Raw genomic sequence first — 18834 nt, 5'->3', positions numbered from 1 at the left:
CCACTCGTGCACGACAAGAAAGACTTCGCCGTTCCCGCAAACCGCTACGGTGACGATGTAGAAGCAATCCTCATTGGAGAAGAGGAACTGCAAAACCGCGTCCAAGAACTCGCGGATATGGTCTCTGAAAAGTATGCCGACGCTGAGCAAGACCTGCTTTTGGTCTGCGTGCTCAAGGGTGCGGCTTTCTTCCTTACGGACTTCGCGCGCAAGCTATCCATCCCTTCCGAGTTGGAGTTTATGGCCGTGTCCTCGTATGGCGCCTCCACTTCTTCTTCCGGTGTGGTGCGCATTTTGAAGGACCTGGACCGCGATATTGCGGGGCGCAACGTGCTCATCGTGGAAGACATCATCGATTCCGGCCTTACCCTGTCATGGCTTATCCGGAACCTGAAGGGGCGAAACCCAGCCTCGCTTGATGTGGTCACGCTGCTGCGCAAGCCGGAGGTAGTAAAGGCCGATATTGACCTTTTGGATGTGGGCTTTGATATCCCTAATGAATTCGTCATCGGCTACGGGCTAGATTATGCGGAACGCTACCGCGATCTGCCCTACGTGGGCACCCTTCACCCTGATGTCTACACCACCGACTAAAATCGCGCAGTAATGAAAAACAACAAGATTATTCGCTACGGCGGGATAGCGGCACTTATCCTTATCGCGCTGTACGCCTTTACCTTCTTTAGCAACGATGCCCGCGGCTACGTGCAAGCGGATACCTCCGTTGCACTGACCCAGCTTAAAGACAAAAACGTCGATGAGGTGGAAATTGATGACCGCGAGCAGCGCTTGCGCATCAAGCTCAAGGACGAAATCACGGTAGATGAGCGCGAAGGCGTGAAGGAGATTGTGGCCAAGTACCCGGCCCGCGCCTCCGAGCAGGTCTTTAACTCTGTTAAGGATTCTGGTGCCCAGAAGTACCAGACCAATGTCACGCAGGAATCCTTCCTCGGCTCCATGCTCAGCATGCTGCTGCCTATGCTCATCCTCTTCGGCGTGCTCTTCTGGCTCATGTCCCGCATGCAGCAGGGTGCAGGCGGCATGTTTGGCATCGGCGGTTCCAAGGCTAAGGAACTGACCAAGGATATGCCGACCAATACTTTTGAGGACGTGGCCGGCGCGGACGAGGCCGTAGACGAGTTGCAGGAAATCAAGGACTTCCTGGAAGACCCCACCCGCTACCACGATCTAGGCGCCAAGATCCCGCGCGGCGTGCTGCTCTACGGCCCTCCCGGCACCGGTAAAACCTTGCTTGCCCGCGCCGTGGCCGGCGAGGCCGGCGTACCGTTCTACTCCATCTCCGGCTCTGACTTTGTGGAGATGTTCGTTGGTGTGGGTGCCTCCCGCGTGCGCGACCTGTTCAAGCAGGCGAAGGAAAACAGCCCCTGCATTATCTTCGTTGATGAGATCGACGCCGTTGGCCGCCAGCGCGGTTCCGGCACCGGCGGCGGGCACGATGAGCGCGAGCAGACCCTCAACCAGCTCTTGGTAGAAATGGACGGCTTTGGTGACCGCGAGGGCGTTATCCTCATCGCCGCTACCAACCGCCCAGACATCCTCGATCCGGCGCTGCTGCGCCCAGGCCGCTTCGACCGCCAGATCCCGGTTACCAACCCCGACCTAGCCGGCCGCGAGCAGATCTTGCGCGTGCATGCGAAGAATAAGCCGCTGGCAGAAGAGGTCGACGTAGCGCAGCTAGCTAAGCGCACCGCCGGCATGTCCGGCGCGGACCTGGCCAATGTGCTCAACGAGGCCGCCCTGCTTACCGCTCGCATCGGCGGCAACGTCATTACTTATGACGCTTTGGAAGAGGCCACTGACCGCGTGGTGGGTGGCCCGCGCCGCCAAGGCAAGATCATCTCCGAGCACGAGAAGAAGGTCACTGCTTATCACGAAGGCGGGCATACCCTTTCCGCGTGGGCCCTTAAGGATATTGAGCGCGTCTACAAGGTCACCATCTTGGCCCGCGGTCGCACCGGCGGCCACGCCATGACTTCGCAGGAAGATGACAAGGGCATGTACACCCGCGATGAGCTTTTCTCCCGCCTGGTCTTTGCCATGGGCGGTCGCGCGGCCGAGGAACTGGTCTTCGGTGCGCCGACGACCGGTGCGTCCTCCGATATCGAAAACGCCACCAAGATCGCTCGTTCCATGCTCACCGAGTACGGTTTCTCGCCGGAGCTCGGCACCGTGAAGTACGGCAAGGAGCAGGGCGATCCCTTTAGCCAGATGGGTGGCGGCGGCTCCATCGAGTACTCCGATGAGGTTGCTTCCAAGATCGATGAGCAGATGCGCTACTTGCTCGAGCGCGCGCACGAGCAGGCCTATGACATCCTGCGCAATAACCGCTACTACCTGGATAAGCTGGCAGAGGCCTTGCTGGAGAAGGAAACCCTGCGCCGCCCCGACCTGGAGCGAATCTTCGATGGCATCGAGCCACGCGAAGCCTTCGACGTTTTCCCAGGCGAGGATGATCGCTTCCCCCGCCAGATTGGTTATGCGCCGGTCAAGACCCCGGTCGAGCTGGCTAAGGAGCGCGGCGAGGAGCTGCCTAAGCGCATGACGCTTCTCGATGCCTCCCGGGCCGCCCGTGAGCGCCGCCTCGCCGGTGAAGAACCGAAGGGTGAAGTGGGCTTCAACTTTGGCCAGCACGCTGGCGATTACGTCGATCCGGACACCGCCCGCGAGTTGGGAAGCACCCCAACAAACCAGGGCAAGGAGTCCACAGACACCAAACGAGCTGACGCACAGCCTGATCGGCCGGCTCAGCCTTCCGAACCCGCTGAGCGTCCGACGGCACGCCCTGCCGCACGCCCCGCTACGGGCGGCGGTAAGCATCACAAGCCGGATGCCGGCGCGGATGCTGAGGCTGAGACCAGCCAGTGGTTTAGCCCGGGCTGGGACGAGAAGGATCGCCGCAAGAATCCCTATGCGCGCGAGGACGACAAGCAAGAAGATAACTAATGCCTGATAATCACATTCCCGCCCGTGCCCCCTTCGACCAGGACCGGGCGGAGGCGGCGGTACGCGAGTTGCTCCTTGCGGTGGGGGAGGACCCCGACCGCGAGGGTTTGCGCGAAACCCCGGCCCGCGTAGCCCGCGCCTACCGCGAGGTCTTTGCCGGTCTGCACGAAGACCCAACCGAGGTCCTGCACAAGACCTTCGCCGAGGACCACCAAGAACTGGTCCTGGTGCGCGATATCCCTATCTACTCCACCTGCGAGCACCACTTGGTGCCGTTCTACGGCGTGGCGCACATTGGTTATATCCCAGGTAAAGACGGCCACGTCACCGGCTTGAGCAAGCTTGCCCGACTAGCGGATATGTACGCCAAGCGCCCCCAGGTCCAAGAGCGCCTGACCCAGCAGGTCGCGGATGCCCTGGTGGAGGTCCTTGGCGCGCAGTCCGTCATCGTGGTCATCGAGTGCGAGCATTTGTGCATGGCCATGCGCGGCATCCGCAAGCCCGGTGCGACGACAACCACCTCCGCGGTGCGCGGAGGCTTCAAAAATAATGCCGCCTCTCGTGCAGAGGTACTCAGCCTGATTCGTAGCTAAATTCGGTTCACCATTAAAAGCCTTAAGGAGCACGCCATGCAGCAGGCAACCTCGGTTTCGGATCTCACCAGGAGCAATCGCACTCTAGTGATGGGCATCGTCAACGTTACGGAGGATTCCTTTTCCGATGGCGGCCGGTGGTTGGACTTTGATGCCGCCATTAATCACGCCCGCGAGCTCGTGGCACAGGGTGCTGACATGATTGACGTCGGCGGCGAATCCACCCGCCCGGGCGCGGTCCGCGTGGAGGCGGACGTCGAGGAGCGCCGCGTGGTGCCCGTCATTCAGGCCTTGAGCAAGCTCGGCATCCGCACCTCCGTGGATACGATGCGCGCCTCGGTGGCACGTGCGGCGACAGCGGCCGGCGTGGACATGATTAATGATGTCTCTGGTGGCCTGGCGGATCCTGAGATGTATCGCGCGATGGCCGAGGCCGGCGTGCCCGTGTGCCTCATGCACTGGCGTACGCTGCAGGAGGGCGCATTCGGCTCCGCGGCCGGCAGCGCGGATCACGGCGGCGATGTGGTGCGCGATGTGCGAGAAACCCTAGAACGCCTGGCGAATAACGCGCTAGACGCCGGCGTGCGCCGCGATAATATCGTGCTCGATCCGGGCTTGGGCTTTGCCAAAACCCCGCAGGATAATTGGGCGTTGCTCAAGGCCCTGCCGGAGTTCCTCGGCGGCGAATTCCCCCTCCTGGTAGGAGCATCCCGTAAACGCTTCCTGGCCGCCATTCGGGAGGATCGCGGCGTCGAGTCCAGCCCGCTGCTGGCCGATCCCGCTACCGCGGCCGTAACCGCCATTTCCGCCCAGATGGGGGCGTGGGGTGTGCGCGTGCATGAGGTTGCCGTCTCCCGCGACGCCGTGGATGTGGCGGCCGCTTGGAACGCCGGCAATGACTACACAGGCGGGGTCAACGCCAGCGGCAGCTATAGCAATGGCGCTGATGGCAATGGAATTATGAAGTCCACGGCTCTATCACGTAAACCTGAGGAGTAAATCATGGCAGACCGCATTGAACTCACCGGCCTGGAATGCTTTGGCTACCACGGCGTCTTTGAGGAAGAAAAGCGTACCGGCCAGCCTTTCATCGTGGATATCACCTGTTGGTCCGATTTCGCCGAGGCCGCCGCTACCGATGATCTGACCAAGACCATCAATTACGCCGAGCTTGCCGACGTCGCTGCAAACATCATCGAAGGCCCCGCCCGCGACCTCATCGAGACCGTCGCTAGCGAGGTGGCCGATACCATCATGGCCATCTTCGAGGGCCTGCACGCCGTCGAGGTCACGCTTCATAAGCCGAAGGCACCGATTCCGCGCACTTTTGCCGATGTCGCCGTGGTCGCCCGCCGCTCCCGCAAGCACGCGAGGACGCTCTAATGCGCGCGGTGCTATCCATCGGATCCAATATGGATGACCGCGTGAAGCTATTGCGCACGGTATTCGACGAATTCGCCGGCGACATTGTTGCCGCCTCGCCGGTCTATGCCACCCCGCCGTGGGGAGTAACGGACCAGGATGAATTCCTCAATGCCGTGCTCATTGTGGATGTGGACGAGTCACCCAAGGAACTGCTGCGCCGCGGGCAGAAGCTCGAGGAGGCCGCGGAGCGGGTGCGGGTGCGTCACTGGGGCCCGCGCACGTTAGACGTAGACATCGTGGACATCGAGGGATACACCTCCGATGACCCGGAGCTCACCGTCCCGCATCCTTATGCCCACGAGCGCGCCTTCGTGCTGATTCCCTGGTTGGCGGCCGATGGTGGTGCTAGGTTGAGTGGGGAGGGCGTCGCCAAGCGGGTGGCAGCACTCGACCCGAAGGAGCGCGCCGATATTCGCCGGTTGGGCATGATGGAGGAGCTATGAAACGGACCTCGTTGGGTGCCCTCATTGGCACCGGGGTCTTCTTTGCCGCCGCCGCGGCCATCCTCACTACGCGCTTTTATGGCTCCATGCTGCACATCCCAGTGACGGTTTCGGCCACGCTGTGGCTCATGGCGGTCATCTGCTTAGTGCTGACCTGGAAGGTGGACCAAGCCACCGAGGACGAGCATGGCATCGGCCTAGATAGTTCGCAGCTTAATCCCATGACCATCACGCAGTTCATGCTGGTGGGCAAGGCCTCGGCGTGGACCGGAGCCATCGTGGGGGGAATCTATGCAGGCGTGGCCGTCTACGTTATCCCCAACGCCGGCACGCTTGCGGCCGCCTCCGATGACCTGGTGGGGGTCATTGCCTCGGCGCTCGGTGGCCTTGCCATGTGCGCTGCTGGCCTGCGGCTGGAGCGACACTGTGAGACCCCGCCCCCACCAGATGGGGTACAAACGGTACATTAGTGAGCATGACTGAGCCGCGCTCTTCTTCTCACACTACTTCTGCCAAGACGTCCAAGCCGGATCTGGGCCAGATCGGGCTCATCGTCCTCGTGGTGCTGGCCGTCCTAGCCAGCATCGTCATGCTGATTTCCGGCTCTGCCGCAGCGCTAAAGATTGCGCTCATTGCTGCCCTGTGGGCCGCTGTGCTCGGCTTCTTCCTAGTGATGCGCTACCGCCGCCAGGCCGAAGAATCCGTGACCAAGCTGGAACTGCAGGAGCGCGCCCACCGCGCCGAGCTGAAGCAAGCCCGCGCGGCCGATGGCCAGCCCCTACCGGACCAGGAACTGCTCGATGAGATCCGCACCGAGCTCGCTTCCATCCGCAAGCAGATTGAGGATCTTTCCGGCCACGAATTCACCTATGAGCCGGCCGCCCTACACGCAGAAGCCCGCCGCATCATGCAGCTGGAGGCCCAGACCGCGGCCGCCGCGCGCCCGGATGCGGAGGAAGGCAACGTGGACTTCACCCAGTCTTCTTCCGGCGCCCCGTCCGCCGATGCTATCGCCGGCCGCCTGGGGAACCAGCCGTCCGCGGCGCACGCTGAGTCCAACCCACTCAATGACATCATTTGTGAAAAGACGCGCGCGCAGCGTACCTCCGGCAAGTCTTCTGGCGCCTCTACCTTTAATACCGGCGGTTTCCAGGCCGTGCGCTGGGATACCGGTGGCGATGACTCCCTGAAGACCACCCACGCTTCCGCCTCCAGTGAGCACCACGGCAGCCACCGTAAGCCGGAGGCTGCGACCACGGCCAATGACGAGACCCAGGACATCCCGCAGCAGCCGGCATCGCAGCGCGATGAGCGCGCGGAGTACCCGGGCTCCGGCCAGCACGTGGCCCCAGAAAAGTCCGAGCCAGTACGCCAGAAGGCGGCCCGCTCGCATCATCGCGCGGCTGCTGAGGAGCCGGAGTCGCGTGGCCGCCGCCGCAGCGACGATAAGCGCGAGGGCGCGGTCTCCGTGGCCGAGCTGCTGGCCCAGGCAAAGAATAAGAAGGATAAATAAATGCGCCCGCCACGCATGCGGGTAGCTCTCTTTGGCCGTAGCTTGGCCGGTTTTACCTTGGCCAATGCCATGGAACGCGCCGGCCATGAGGTGCAGATGCTCTCGGATCCAGCCGAGCTTCCTTCCTTCGAGACTCTCATTATCGCCGTGGGCGATGCCCGTCTGGAAGCTACCGTGGAGTTACTCGAGCCACACGTCCATCGCGGACTAATCGTCTTCCACACCTGCCTTTCGCGCGGAGTGCAGGTATTGGATCCCCTGGAAACCCACGGCTGCGTTGTCGCGGCGCTCGCCCCATTTACACTTAAGCGCTGGGCGGTGACCACCCTGGATGAGTTGGGCGAGACCGTGGTGGAACTTAATATCGCCGAGTTTTACGCAGAGACCGTAGCGCTTTCCGACGCCGAACGTGCCCCCTTTGCCGCCCGCGCCTACTACGCCGAAATGCTGCGGCGCTTGCATATCTCTGCGGCGGTTGATGCTCATTTCCTCTCGCCCTCAGAAGAGCCACCCCTGGTGGGTGAGGACATGGACACCGAAGAAATTATCGCCGCCTACCGCGGCGCCACCGATCCCGGCTTGCGGCGCAGCTACGTGGAAGTTGCCCGCCGCCTAGGAGAGGTGGACGGCCGCGAAGAGCTAGAAATGTGGGCCCTACAAGAGGAGAGCCGATGAGCCTGGAGCTGGGAAACGCTACCGTCATCAACGATATTGAGCGCATCCGCATGGTCGGTAGTGCTTTTCACAAGACTGGCCGCCCGGTCGCCTTCGTGCCGCTGACTACCGGCGTGCACGCCGGTCATATCGCGCTGGTGCGCGCGGCGAAGCGCATCCGGGGCGCCGTTACCGTCGTGGCCCTGCAGTCCCCGCAGAAGGAGGACCTTGAGCTTCTGCGGGCCGAAGGAGTGGACATCGTGTGGGAGTACTCGCCCGAGTCCTTGTGGCCACACGGACGCCGCATCGCCGTAGCATCGGCCGACGCCGCCACCGCTCTCGAGCCGGATCTCAGCGGGGATCTCACGCTTTACCTCGCGCTCATTTTGACGCTTGCGCCAACCGACGTCCTTTTAGGCGAGAAGGACTACGAGCTTCTCCTTGCCATTCACCATGCGGTCCAGGACTTCCACCTAGGAGTCCGTGTGCAAGGCGTACCCGCTGTGCGCATGCCCGACGGCGTGGTAATGAGCCTGCGCAATACCCACGTGCCGGCCGAATCCCGCGAGCAGGCCGCGGCACTATCTGCCGCGCTCACCGCTGGCGCGCACGCCGCCGAGGCCGGTGCGCAGAAGGTACGTGAGGTTGCCGCGGAGGTGCTTCGCGCCGCGGGGGTTGAACCCGAGTATCTCGAGGTGCGCGGTCGAGATTTAGGGGCCCCTCCCGTAGAAGGTGATGCCCGCCTGCTTGTTGCCGCGACAATCGGTGGCGTCCGGCTCATCGATAATGTGGGCCTGCCGCTGGGCATCGGTTTTAATAATATTGAAGAACACGAAGCCAAGGCCGAGCTCGAACGCGAACAGCAACGCGAGCAACAGCGCGCACAAGATGCCGCTTCCCAACAGCTATCGGAGGACTAATGACCGATATCCAGATCCGCGACCTAGACCCGCGCGATGAACCCCAGGCCATTTCCTTTGCCATTGAAGGCATGCATCTGCACTGGTTTGTGAAAAATCCTCGCTTCGAGCGCGCCTATGGCCGCTATTTTTGGGATTTAGAGCGCGCCAAGGCCACCGATATCTTGGCCGCTTACGATGGCGACCGCTTCCTCGGCGTGCTGCTGGCCTCCATGAAGGGCAAGCCCGCGTTGCCATATCCGTGGTGGCGCAAGGCGTTTGTCCGCGCGGTGGAAATCTTTAATAATCTGCGCCCGGGCGGGCACCGCGATGATTACGATGCCGCCAATCAGGACATGCTGCTCAAGTACTTGGGCGAGCACCCCATTGATGGCGAAATCGGTTTCCTCGTCGCGGATCCCAATTCCGGCGTGAGCGGCGTGGGCACGGCACTACTTGAGGCCTTCGAATCCCGCCATTCCGGGAAGAATATCTACCTGTTTACCGATGACGGCTGCACTTATCAGTTCTATGACGCCCGCGGCTTTAGCCAGGTAGGCGAGCGCACCATCGCGGTCAACGAGGACCGCGACTTGGTGTGCATGCTCTATGTGCGGCGCTTGGGCTCACCGCAGACCTAGCGCGCCAAGGCACCCATCGGGTCCCAGGCCGGCAGGGTAGTCACGGACTCGGACTGCAAAGCCGCTTGGTATTGCTCCGGCAGTCGGGAAGGGTGTACGGCGATTTCGAAGACGAACTCATCGAACCAGTCATCGGCCATGGTCCAAAAGCCCTTATCGGCCTTCTTTGGACCCCAGGAATTCTCCACGCGCCAGCTTTGTACTGCGCCGCCTTCGGCGATATCGGCGCCGGTAAACACCATCGCGTGGGTCATCATGGACTCGTGCAGGCGCAAACGCTGTGCCTTGTCCAGATCCATCTCCACGCCGTAGAAGGCCTCATAATCGTGCAGGTGCTTGGCCCACACGCCGTGCTCATCATCGGATTGCTGGTCAGTATCGCAGCCGAACCACACCGGCTGGCCATCGTTGATGGAGTCACGCGCGGCATCGCGCAGCACCTCCACCGGCGCGTTCAGATAGGTTACGCGCTCGCCGGCCACATTGCCCAGGTATTCCACGGTGTAGAGCTTGCCGTAGGCATTGCGGGGATCATTGACCACGCACACGTACTCACTGAGGTCTGCGGGCAGGTATTCCTTGGCAAACTCCTGCGGGGTAAAGGTGCCCGCGCGGTGGAACTCATCATCCTTATCGCGATACTGCCAGACAAAGTCTTCGGGAGGCAGACCCAGGTTGGCGGTGAGGATACGGTAGACGTCGGCAAGCGCCTGCTCGTGCGTGCCCTCTTCGCCGCGGCGGATCCGGTGGGCGGCGCGGCGCAGCACGGTCTGCAGGTTAAGGTTCAACATCGCCGTGGCCTCCGAGGACGCAGTTTCCGGCATGGCGTACTGCGGTACTACACCGTATTTTTCCACCAGTGCGACAAACATGGACCACTGGCCGCCGTCATCGATCGGATCATCCATGAGCTTGGTTACGGTGCGGTCCGTAATATCGCGGTCCTTCAGCTCAGCCATGGCGCTAAGGAACCAATTGGCCTTCTCGAGCTTGTCAAAGAAGTAAATATAGGTCTGGGAAAGCTCAAAATCTTTAAGCTTGGCCTTGTCCATCAGCCCACCGCGAAGGGAATTCAGGCCGGCAAAAATCCAGCAGCGGCCCGAAGCCTTCTGGTCGGCCACGCCCCAGGAATCTAGCTTATGGCTGGTCACCCGGTTAAGGGTGTGCAGTACCTCGCGGTCGAGGCTGAGCTTATCGACGCCTTCCTGAGCCACCCCATTGCGTACCAAGCGCAGCGCGGCATCACTGGCGAGCTCAGCATTGGCGGCATGAACCTCGTTCGGGTTAATCTCGGTCATTTCTCGATTCTCCTTAGTTCATCCGGTCCCAGAGGGGAAGCTCAATCGGTTCGGTATCTAGCGCCTGAGAAAGCTCATCGCTCAGGTGCTCCTTGCACACGGCGATCTGGAAGACGTTCTGGTCAAACCAGGCATCGGACATGGTGGCAAAGCCCTTGCCGGGCACATCCTCGCCGTCTTCCTTGCGTGGTGGCTTGGAGCCCCAAGAGTTCTCCACGCGCCAAGCTCGGTCCCCATCCACACCGGTGAGCGCCATCGCGTGGGTAGGCGCGGTCTCGCCGGAGGTAAAACGCTCCTCCTTAGTCATGGTGGAATCGATGCCGTAGAGGCCATCGGTATCCACCAGTCCCTCGTCCCATACGCCGTTGAGGAAAGAGAATTGACGGTTGACGTCGCAGCTAAACCACACCGGCTCGCCGGCGGCTAGGCTGCGCTTGGCGGTCTCCTTGAGCTCTTCCACGGTGACGTTTAAGTACTCTTGTGGCGCGCCACCCAGCACATTGCTTTCATCAGCGCTGCTAAATACGCGATGCTTGGGGTTGGTGGAACGGGGGTCATCAGCCAGCACCACGAACTCGTCGAGGTGGGGTAGGTATTTCTTGGCAAACTCGCGCGGGGTGGAGTGCAGGCGCACGAATTGCTCGTCCTTGGTGCGATACGCCCAGGTAAATTCCTCGGGCGGGGTGCCCAGGTGGATGGCCAGGATGCGGTGGAAATCTTTGCGTGCCTGAGCAAGGATGTCCTCGCGCGGGCCATCTAGCGCGGCGGCGCGACGCACCACCGTGGCGAGATCGCGGTTCATTTCCGCGGTATGTCCAGACGAGCGGACCTCCGGCATGACCTCGGCAGGTACCACGCCGTACTTGGCCACCAGGTTGCTAAAGAAGCACCACCAGCCTCCGTCGGCTCCGGCGTGGTCGAGCACTGCGGCCACGGTGCGCTCATCCCAACCAGCGTCCTTTTTATCCAGCAGCTGGTTGAGAACCAGGTTGGCCCGCTCCAGCTTGTCAAAATACTGCAGGTAGGTGAAGGAAAACTCGAAATTATCTACGTTGAGTTCCTGCGCAGCGCGGTGGCGGAAGACGTTTAACGCAGCGAACATCCAGCAGCGGCCGGAGCGCTTTTGATCCGTTACCTCCAAGCTATCCAGCTTGGTCTCTGTGGTGGGGTATAAGGCGGTAATGCGGTCGCGGTCAAGCGCCGCCTTGGCCGCGCCAACGTTGGTGATGGCGTTGCGGGCCAGCCGCAGCCGTGAATCGGCCGCAGCCTCCTTGCGCAACTGGGACAGGTATTCCTTGGTGAGCAAAGTCATATTTCGGTTTTAGCAGACTAGAAATCCTGATGGGGCTGGTTGGGGGAAGAGCTAGAGAAATTCCGCCACCTTTTCGACGGCCCCCGGAGTCCCCACTTCCTCCGGCAGCCACGGAACCTCGCGCACTGGGGTCTGCGGGAGCTTGGCGCGGAGAAGTGCGAGCGCCTCATCTTCGGCCGCGCGACGGGCGGCGAGGAATTCTCCCTGGTTGGCAGGGGTACGGCGGTTAACCAGCATGGACCCCACGCGCACGCCATTTCCGGTGAGGTCCGCGTGGAACTCGGCTGACTCGAGTACGGGCAGGCGCTCGGCGGTAAGGACAATATGGAAGACCGTGCGCGGTGAAGTCAGCGCCGCGCGCAGCTGGGAAAAGCGCTCGCGCCGCTGGAAAAGAGTGGCGCGAATTTCCTGATTGCGCCGGTCCACGGGGTCATTATTCGCGCTGTTGCCGGGCGACATTCCGCGTACTAGCGAGCCGAATTTATCGGATTTCTCGCGCCGGGAAAGTAAGCCATCGGTATAGGCGGCCATGATTTCTGGCAAAGCCATCAACCGCGAGGTATGCCCAGACGGGGCGGTATCGAAGATGAGGAAATCGACGTCGGACTCTTCGCCGACGAGCGCCGTGATACGCTCCAATAGTGCTGCCTCCTGCGTGCCGGGCGATTGCCGGGCCAAGTCCAGGTGCTTTGTGACCTCGCCATGCAGATGCTCGGGCATGAAACGGCGCATCGCAGAACCTACCTGCGCAAGATGTTGTTCCGTGGCGCGCGCCGGGTCGATCTCGATGGCGGAGAGGGAAGGGGTGAGGGCCACGGGGGCATCGCCAAGCGCGGTGCCAAAGATGTGCCCCAAGTTGTGCGCTGGGTCCGTAGAGACCAAGCAGACGCGGTGATCGCGGGACAGGCGCAGCGCGGTGGCGGTAGCCAGGGTGGTCTTTCCCACCCCGCCCTTGCCCCCAAAGAACATGATGGGTGCAGTCTCTAACAACATTGAATATTCTCCAGCGGGGATCTTTCCATTCCCATGCGCGTATGCCAGGCGTGGAAATCCTCATAGACCAACGGCAAAAGCTCCAGGGTGTAGTAACTGGCCGGGTTGGGAATGCCCAGGGCCTCCGAGACCACCAGCATCATGAAGAGATCGTCTTCCTGCTGCTGGGCTTTGGCAAAACTGGCGCGGTACGGGGCCTGGTAGAACTCATTGAGACCAGCCCCGAACGCCCTAAGCTTGTCGAGCATGCTCGGGCAGCGGGGCGTCAAGATCATCATCGGACCACTCCAGTGGGGCCTCCTTGCGGGCACGAGAGATGGCACCGACGGCCTCCACAATGACCCAGATGGTGGCGACCACGATGATGGCGTCCATGCAGAACAGCAGCCAGTTCTGGCTAGTAAATAGCGACTTTAGCTGCAGGAGCGCGGCCCACAGGGACATGGCGGTAACGAAGATGAGCGGGATGACCACTGGCCACGTCGGCCGACGTAGGTGGGTGAGGATGACTACCACGATGGCCAAGGAGAGTCCTGCCATGAGCTGGTTGGTGGTACCGAATAGCGGCCAGATGGTCATGCCGCCAGAGCCATCCACGCCGGCGGAGAAGGTCAGCCCAAAGGCCAAGCCCACCGCAATGACGGTGGCGGCCAAAGCCTTGATGCGTACGCCTATGATTTCGCCGATTTCTTGGACCACCAAACGCTGCAGGCGCACACCCGAGTCCATCGTGGTAGCCGCAAAAAGCACGGCCATGGTGGCCAAGATGGTGCCGGAAAGGGAGGTAGGAATACCCAAGCCCTCATTCATGAGCGCGCCGCCGCCTTGCACAAAGGCGTCCACGCCGCCGGCGTTCCACTCGGAGTAGATTTCTTCCCACTGCGCGGCGGTCTTGAAGCCAGCGGTAGTAGCGATGATGGTGCCCAGTGCGAGCAAGCCCTCGCCCACCGCGCCGAAGTAGCCCACAAAGCGCACGTCGGTTTCTTTATCCACCTGCTTGGAAGAGGTACCGGAGGCCACCACGCCGTGAAATCCGGAGACAGCGCCGCAGGCGATGGTGACAAAGAGCAGTGGAAAGATGCCCGGGGTGCCGTCTGGTACGTTATCGCGCAACGCTGGCGCCATAATCGAGGGCCGAGTGATAAGGAAAGACCCGTACAAGATGGCCAAACCTACGAAAAGCTGCAGGCCGTTGATGTAATCGCGTGGCTGCAGCAGCACCCATACCGGCAGCATCGAAGCGATGAAGGCGTAGATGAATAACAAGATGATCCACACGCCGTTGGCGGGAATCCCCAGGACGGTATCCGGCAAGACCACGGGAACGCGGTCACCGATGATCATCAGTGCGTAGAGCGCGATCACACCCACGATAGATACCAGCGGTAGGTTCCACTTCAGGCGGTAGATGGCCTGGCCGATAAGCAGCGCGACGGCGATGGCGCCCCACGTGGGAATGACGGCCGTGGGAGTGGATACCAACAGGTTGGAGATGACCACTGCGAAGGCAGTATTCACCATCAAAAGCAACAGGAAAATGACGATGAGGAAGAGGTTGCGCCCGCGCTTGCCGATATAGCGCCCAGACAAGGTACCAATGGATTGGCCCTTGTGGCGTTGGGAGGCCCACAGAGCGCCGAGATCGTGCAAGCCTGCGAAGAATATGGTGCCGATGGTGACCCAGAGAAATGCCGGTACCCACCCCCAGATAACGGCTACAGCAGGACCGATAATCGGTGCTGCACCCGCTACGGAAGTGAAGTGGTGTCCCCACAGGACGTATTTATTGGTGGGTACATAATCCACGCCGTCCTCCATCGTGTGGGCCGGGGTGGAGTATTTCGGGGATAGCCGGAAAATTCTTCGCCCTAGGAACTTGGAGTAGAGCAGATAGCCGGCGACCATCATCGCGATACCGATGATGGCGAGGACAAGAGAGTTCATAGTGTGTGTCTCCTCATAGACGGGCAGGTGTCGTGCATCACACGTGCGAATAGTATGCCATAACTCACATATGTGTTTGCCTGTGGGGGAGACCGATGGGTGGATTTATATTTGAAGGGTACCCGGAGACTTTTGGTTCAGTCGCCGTGGATAGACGAAAGCGCGGCCCTTGCTCGAGCAGGAACAAGGGCCGCGTGGTGGGTACTTAAACCAGGTGGTGGTTACTTCTTATCGACGCCGATATTGCCGTCCTTCTTCCACACCACAACCACTGCCGGGCGTGGGGTGGACTTGCCACCGTCAGGCCAGTGAGAGGTCTGCTTTTCAAAGGTGGCATCATCGGTTTCACCTGGGTGCTGGACGTTGACCATCACGCGCTCATCGGTGACGATGGGGCCACAGGTCTCGGCACCTGCCGGAACGGTAAGGAAGCACTTCAGCTCACCGCGGGTATCGCCCTCGGTGGTCACCGCGTAGAGGCCATCGTTGGACTCCAGCGCGTTACCGTCGGTGGAGATCCACAGATTGCCGTGGCTATCGAAGGCCAGGTTATCCGGGCAGGAAATCGGGGAGACCTTCTCCTTGTCAAAGCCACCGAAGTAGGTATTAGCCTCCTTCGGATCGCCACAGACCAAGAAGAGGTTCCAGGTGAACTTCTCGCCAGCGTGGTCATCTTCAATCTCCATGACCAGGCCGTTCTTGTTCTCCTTGATAGGAGCCCATTCCATAGGCTCTTCCTTGTTCTTCTTGGCGTTCTCGCCGGTAGCGCCACGGTACTTATTGTTGGTCAGGGCAACGTAGACCTTCTCCGAGTCTGGGTGGACCTGCATATCCTCAGGGCGGTCCATCTTGGTCGCGCCCACCTTATCGGCGGCTTCACGGGTGTAGACCGCAACCTCTTCTGCAGACATGCCGTCGACGTGGGACTCGAACTTATTGTTTTCCGTATCGGAGGTCAGCAGCTTAATCCACTTGCCCTCGCCGTCGAAGGCACCGTCTTCGGGCAGTACGCCGGAGCCGTCAATCTCGTCGGCTGGGGAGTTGCCCTCTACCTTGGCTACGTACAAGGTGCCGTGGTCCAAGATGGTGAGGTTGTGCTCGATGTCGCCCTCTTTGTACTTCTTGGTGGAGATGAACTTGTAGATGTACTCGAAGCGGGAGTCATCGCCGGCGTAGCACACCACGGTGCCATCGGAGGCGATGTGGATGTTGGCGGCCTCGTGCTTGAATCGGCCCAGAGCGGTGTGCTTGACCGGGGTGGACTTAGGATCTAGTGGGTTAATCTCGACGATCCAGCCGAAGCGGTTCGGCTCGTTCGGCTCCTTGGAGACGTCGAAACGCTTATCAAAGCGCTCCCACTTGCGCTGGGACTCGCCATCTTCCATGCCGAAGCGCTCTAGGGACTCCTGCGCCTTCTTGTCATCCAGCTTGGCGTGAGCGAAGTACTGGTCAAAGTTCTCTTCGCCGGAGAGCATGGTGTTCCACGGGGTGATGCCACCGGAGCAGTTACTCAGAGTGCCCTTGACCTTCTTGCCCGTCTTATCGGCGGAGGTCTTTACAAAATCGGAACCGGCAGCCGGGCCGACCAAGGTGAATTCGGTGGTGGCGGTAATGCGGCGGTTGAGCGGGCCAAACTCGCGCTTGAGCTCACCGGTGTTTCCTACCTTGGATACTTCCACGATGGAGTGGCCGTGGCCAGCCCAGCCAATCTTGGCCTGCTCTTCGGTGGGGTTGTCCGCATCGTAGTTGGGGAACATCTGCGGCTCGGTGGTGTACTCGTGGGAGCAAACGTAGATAAGGCGGTTGTCATCGTCCGGGTGCTCGATGAGGCCGGCGAAGTCATTGTTGAATCCGAACTGCTTCTCTGCTGCCTCGGCGGTCTGATTCTTGTCATCGAATTCCGGCGCGTCCTTAAACAGCGGATCGCCCCACGCGATGAGCACGGACTGCTCGTAGCCATCAGGGATGACTACTTCGTCCTTTTCATTCGGCTGTACTGGGTCAAACTTCATGCCCTCTGCGGAGGTTAGCTCGACGTTCGCCTCAGAGGTCTTGCCGCCCTTGCCCTCGGAAGAAGACGCCTCAGTAGAAGCATCGTCTGGGCTAGAGCAGGCAGCCAGCGCGGCGCCGCCGCCGACGGTTACGACGGACAGGCTGCCCGCGCGCAGGGCGGTACGACGGGAGAACTGGTCACCGAAGTACGGGTTATCGGACTTGTTCTCGCACTCTCCAAAGCAGGCATTACCGCACTTGTAGGTGCAAGTCAGGCTGGAACGAGAGGATGTGAAGAGACTAGAGAGAAGATTGCGGCCCTTAAGCGCCATGGGTAGTGCTCCAAAAATGTCGAAAAATATTGATTACATATGGGGACAGTCATATATAAAAGGTCATCTTCGTAACTGTGTGTTGACCCCGAGGTGACAGTGAAGTGAATTATGCGTAAATCCTTTCCCGGGAGAGGGTGGCGTGGGCTAAATCGCGTGCTGCGGTGGGGATCGACTACCCTTGGCTAACGTGAGCGAGCAGAAGAATAATGAAGTAAACGATGTCCCTGAGCAGCTGCGTATCCGCCGCGAAAAGCGCGATCGCCTGCTGGAATCCGGCGTAGAGGCCTACCCGGTAACCGTTGAGCGCACCATCTCTTTAAAGGATTTGCGCCATGATTTCCGCGTCGTGGCTGAAGGCGAAGAGCCTGGCAACGAAGAGGGCGTAACCTACCTGGCCCCTGGTGAGGAAACCGAGGTCACCCATGCCATTGCCGGTCGCCTTATTTTTATGCGCAATACCGGCAAGCTGTGCTTCGCCACCTTGCAAGATGGCGATGGCACCCAGGTGCAGGCCATGCTTTCCCTCGCAGAGGTAGGCAAAGAGCGTCTCGACGCCTGGAAGTCCGACGTCGACTTGGGCGATTTCATCTCCGTGCGAGGCCGCGTGATTTCTTCGCGCCGCGGCGAGCTGTCCATCATGGTCTCCGAATGGACCATGGCCGCTAAGTCCTTGCGCCCGTTGCCGGTGTCCTTCGCCGATATGGCTGAAGATACCCGCGTGCGCCAGCGCTATAACGACCTCATTATCCGCGAAGATGCCCGCAAGAACGCCATGATTCGCGTCAAGGTCATGCGCGCGCTGCGCAATTACCTGGAAAGCCAGGACTTTGTAGAAATCGAGACCCCGATGCTGCAGACCCTGCACGGTGGCGCAGCCGCTCGCCCGTTTATCACCCACTCCAATGCGCTGGATATTGACCTCTACCTGCGCATCGCTCCAGAGTTGTACTTGAAGCGCGCGGTCGTGGGCGGCATTGACCGCGTCTTTGAAATCAACCGCAACTTCCGCAATGAGGGCGTTGACCGCTCCCACTCGCCAGAGTTCGCCATGCTGGAGACCTACGCTGCGTGGGGCGATTACAACGATTGTGCCCGCATGACGCGTGAGTCCATCCAGGCTGTTGCCCGCGATGTCTTCGGCTCGACCACCGTCACCCTTGCCGATGGCACCGAGTTCGATTTCGGTGGCGAAGAATGGCCGGAAATCGAGATGTACCCCTCCCTGAATGAGGCCCTGCAGCGTAAGTTCCCGGGCCAGCCGGAGGTCACCATCGATACTGACGTCGAGACGCTCAAGGGCATTGCAGACGTCATTGGTCTCGACGTCCCTAAGGACGGCGGCTGGGGCCACGGCAAGTTGGTCGAGGAAATCTGGGAGGTCCTGTGCGAGGACCAGCTCGAAGGCCCTATCTTTGTCAAGAATTTCCCGGTTGAGACCTCCCCGTTGACCCGCCAGCACCGTTCCGAGCCGGGCGTGACCGAAAAGTGGGACCTCTACGTGCGCGGTTTCGAGCTGGCAACCGGCTACTCCGAGCTCGTGGACCCGGTTATCCAGCGCGAGCGCTTTGAGGATCAGGCCCGCCTGGCCGCCGGTGGCGATGATGAGGCCATGGTGCTGGATGAGGACTTCCTCGCGGCTATGGAGCAGGGCATGCCGCCTACAGCCGGTACGGGCATGGGCATGGACCGTCTACTCATGGCCTTGACTGGCCTGGGCATCCGCGAAACCGTGCTCTTCCCGCTGGTCAAACCCGAGCAGAAGTAGCACCTAGCGTCCTATCGCTTGGCCGTCAGCCCGCGCGGGCTGACGGCTTTGCTATTTCCTGCT

18 protein-coding genes are annotated in these 18834 nt (G+C 60.9%); 12 read left to right on the top strand and 6 right to left on the bottom strand.

Annotated elements, in window-relative coordinates:
* Positions 1-6: 6 nt before the first annotated feature.
* From hpt to WMP96_RS06465, 11 genes are read left to right on the top strand one after another with little or no spacing between them, the layout of a single operon-like run.
* Positions 7-594: a hypoxanthine phosphoribosyltransferase gene (gene hpt, locus WMP96_RS06515; protein ID WP_023019936.1), complete on the top strand. Its 588-nt coding sequence runs from the start codon at positions 7-9 to the stop codon at positions 592-594.
* Between the two features lie 12 nt (positions 595-606).
* Positions 607-2964, top strand: coding sequence for an ATP-dependent zinc metalloprotease FtsH (gene ftsH / locus WMP96_RS06510; RefSeq protein WP_301716394.1), 2358 nt, complete (start codon positions 607-609; stop codon positions 2962-2964).
* On the top strand, positions 2964-3557 hold the full coding sequence (gene folE, locus WMP96_RS06505) for a GTP cyclohydrolase I FolE (RefSeq protein WP_023019934.1): 594 nt from the start codon (positions 2964-2966) through the stop codon (positions 3555-3557). Before ftsH ends, folE begins: the two co-directional genes overlap by 1 nt.
* A gap of 36 nt (positions 3558-3593) precedes the next feature.
* On the top strand, positions 3594-4556 hold the full coding sequence (gene folP / locus WMP96_RS06500; protein ID WP_301716393.1) for a dihydropteroate synthase: 963 nt from the start codon (positions 3594-3596) through the stop codon (positions 4554-4556).
* Between the two features lie 3 nt (positions 4557-4559).
* Complete coding sequence (gene folB, locus WMP96_RS06495; RefSeq protein ID WP_284835460.1) at positions 4560-4940, top strand: dihydroneopterin aldolase; 381 nt, start codon at positions 4560-4562, stop codon at positions 4938-4940.
* Positions 4940-5425, top strand: a complete 486-nt coding sequence (gene folK / locus WMP96_RS06490) for a 2-amino-4-hydroxy-6-hydroxymethyldihydropteridine diphosphokinase (RefSeq protein ID WP_023019931.1) — start codon at positions 4940-4942, stop codon at positions 5423-5425. The genes folB and folK overlap by 1 nt, the downstream gene beginning before the upstream one ends.
* Positions 5422-5895, top strand: coding sequence for a DUF3180 domain-containing protein (locus WMP96_RS06485; RefSeq protein ID WP_023019930.1), 474 nt, complete (start codon positions 5422-5424; stop codon positions 5893-5895). The genes folK and WMP96_RS06485 overlap by 4 nt, the downstream gene beginning before the upstream one ends.
* Before the next feature lie 5 nt (positions 5896-5900).
* Positions 5901-6938 (top strand): DUF6779 domain-containing protein, encoded by a 1038-nt coding sequence (locus WMP96_RS06480; protein ID WP_340432472.1) that lies wholly within the window; start codon positions 5901-5903, stop codon positions 6936-6938.
* Positions 6939-7613: a 6PGD fold domain-containing protein gene (locus WMP96_RS06475; RefSeq protein ID WP_340432469.1), complete on the top strand. Its 675-nt coding sequence runs from the start codon at positions 6939-6941 to the stop codon at positions 7611-7613.
* Complete coding sequence (locus WMP96_RS06470; protein WP_301716390.1) at positions 7610-8512, top strand: pantoate--beta-alanine ligase; 903 nt, start codon at positions 7610-7612, stop codon at positions 8510-8512. The genes WMP96_RS06475 and WMP96_RS06470 overlap by 4 nt, the downstream gene beginning before the upstream one ends.
* The gene (locus WMP96_RS06465) at positions 8512-9132 is read left to right on the top strand and encodes a GNAT family N-acetyltransferase (RefSeq protein WP_340432464.1); all 621 of its coding nucleotides are present in this window, start codon (positions 8512-8514) and stop codon (positions 9130-9132) included. Before WMP96_RS06470 ends, WMP96_RS06465 begins: the two co-directional genes overlap by 1 nt.
* On the opposite strand, the gene WMP96_RS06460 is transcribed toward WMP96_RS06465, so the two are convergent.
* The 6 genes from WMP96_RS06460 to WMP96_RS06435 all read right to left on the bottom strand — a co-directional run bounded on the left by WMP96_RS06460 (position 9129) and on the right by WMP96_RS06435 (position 17003).
* The gene (locus tag WMP96_RS06460; RefSeq protein WP_301716388.1) at positions 9129-10430 is read right to left on the bottom strand and encodes a C1 family peptidase; all 1302 of its coding nucleotides are present in this window, start codon (positions 10428-10430) and stop codon (positions 9129-9131) included. The genes WMP96_RS06465 and WMP96_RS06460 overlap by 4 nt on opposite strands.
* A 13-nt stretch (positions 10431-10443) precedes the next feature.
* Positions 10444-11742 (bottom strand): C1 family peptidase, encoded by a 1299-nt coding sequence (locus WMP96_RS06455; RefSeq protein ID WP_301716387.1) that lies wholly within the window; start codon positions 11740-11742, stop codon positions 10444-10446.
* Positions 11743-11793: 51 nt separating this feature from the next.
* Positions 11794-12735, bottom strand: a complete 942-nt coding sequence (locus WMP96_RS06450; RefSeq protein WP_301716386.1) for an ArsA family ATPase — start codon at positions 12733-12735, stop codon at positions 11794-11796.
* The gene (locus WMP96_RS06445; protein WP_239205465.1) at positions 12726-12983 is read right to left on the bottom strand and encodes a cory-CC-star protein; all 258 of its coding nucleotides are present in this window, start codon (positions 12981-12983) and stop codon (positions 12726-12728) included. Before WMP96_RS06445 ends, WMP96_RS06450 begins: the two co-directional genes overlap by 10 nt.
* Positions 12967-14679 (bottom strand): carbon starvation CstA family protein, encoded by a 1713-nt coding sequence (locus WMP96_RS06440; RefSeq protein ID WP_301716385.1) that lies wholly within the window; start codon positions 14677-14679, stop codon positions 12967-12969. Before WMP96_RS06440 ends, WMP96_RS06445 begins: the two co-directional genes overlap by 17 nt.
* Before the next feature lie 221 nt (positions 14680-14900).
* Positions 14901-17003: a PhoX family protein gene (locus WMP96_RS06435; RefSeq protein WP_200288635.1), complete on the bottom strand. Its 2103-nt coding sequence runs from the start codon at positions 17001-17003 to the stop codon at positions 14901-14903.
* A 190-nt stretch (positions 17004-17193) separates the two neighbouring features.
* Between WMP96_RS06435 and lysS the strand changes: the two genes are divergently transcribed.
* Positions 17194-18771: a lysine--tRNA ligase gene (lysS, locus tag WMP96_RS06430; protein WP_086588204.1), complete on the top strand. Its 1578-nt coding sequence runs from the start codon at positions 17194-17196 to the stop codon at positions 18769-18771.
* The last annotated feature ends 63 nt before the right edge of the window (positions 18772-18834 follow it).

This window comes from Corynebacterium sp. KPL4035 (assembly GCF_037908325.1).
Lineage (GTDB): Bacteria > Actinomycetota > Actinomycetes > Mycobacteriales > Mycobacteriaceae > Corynebacterium > Corynebacterium kefirresidentii.
Note: the sequence above shows the minus strand (reverse complement) of the source record. Positions and strands in the feature narration are given on the sequence as shown.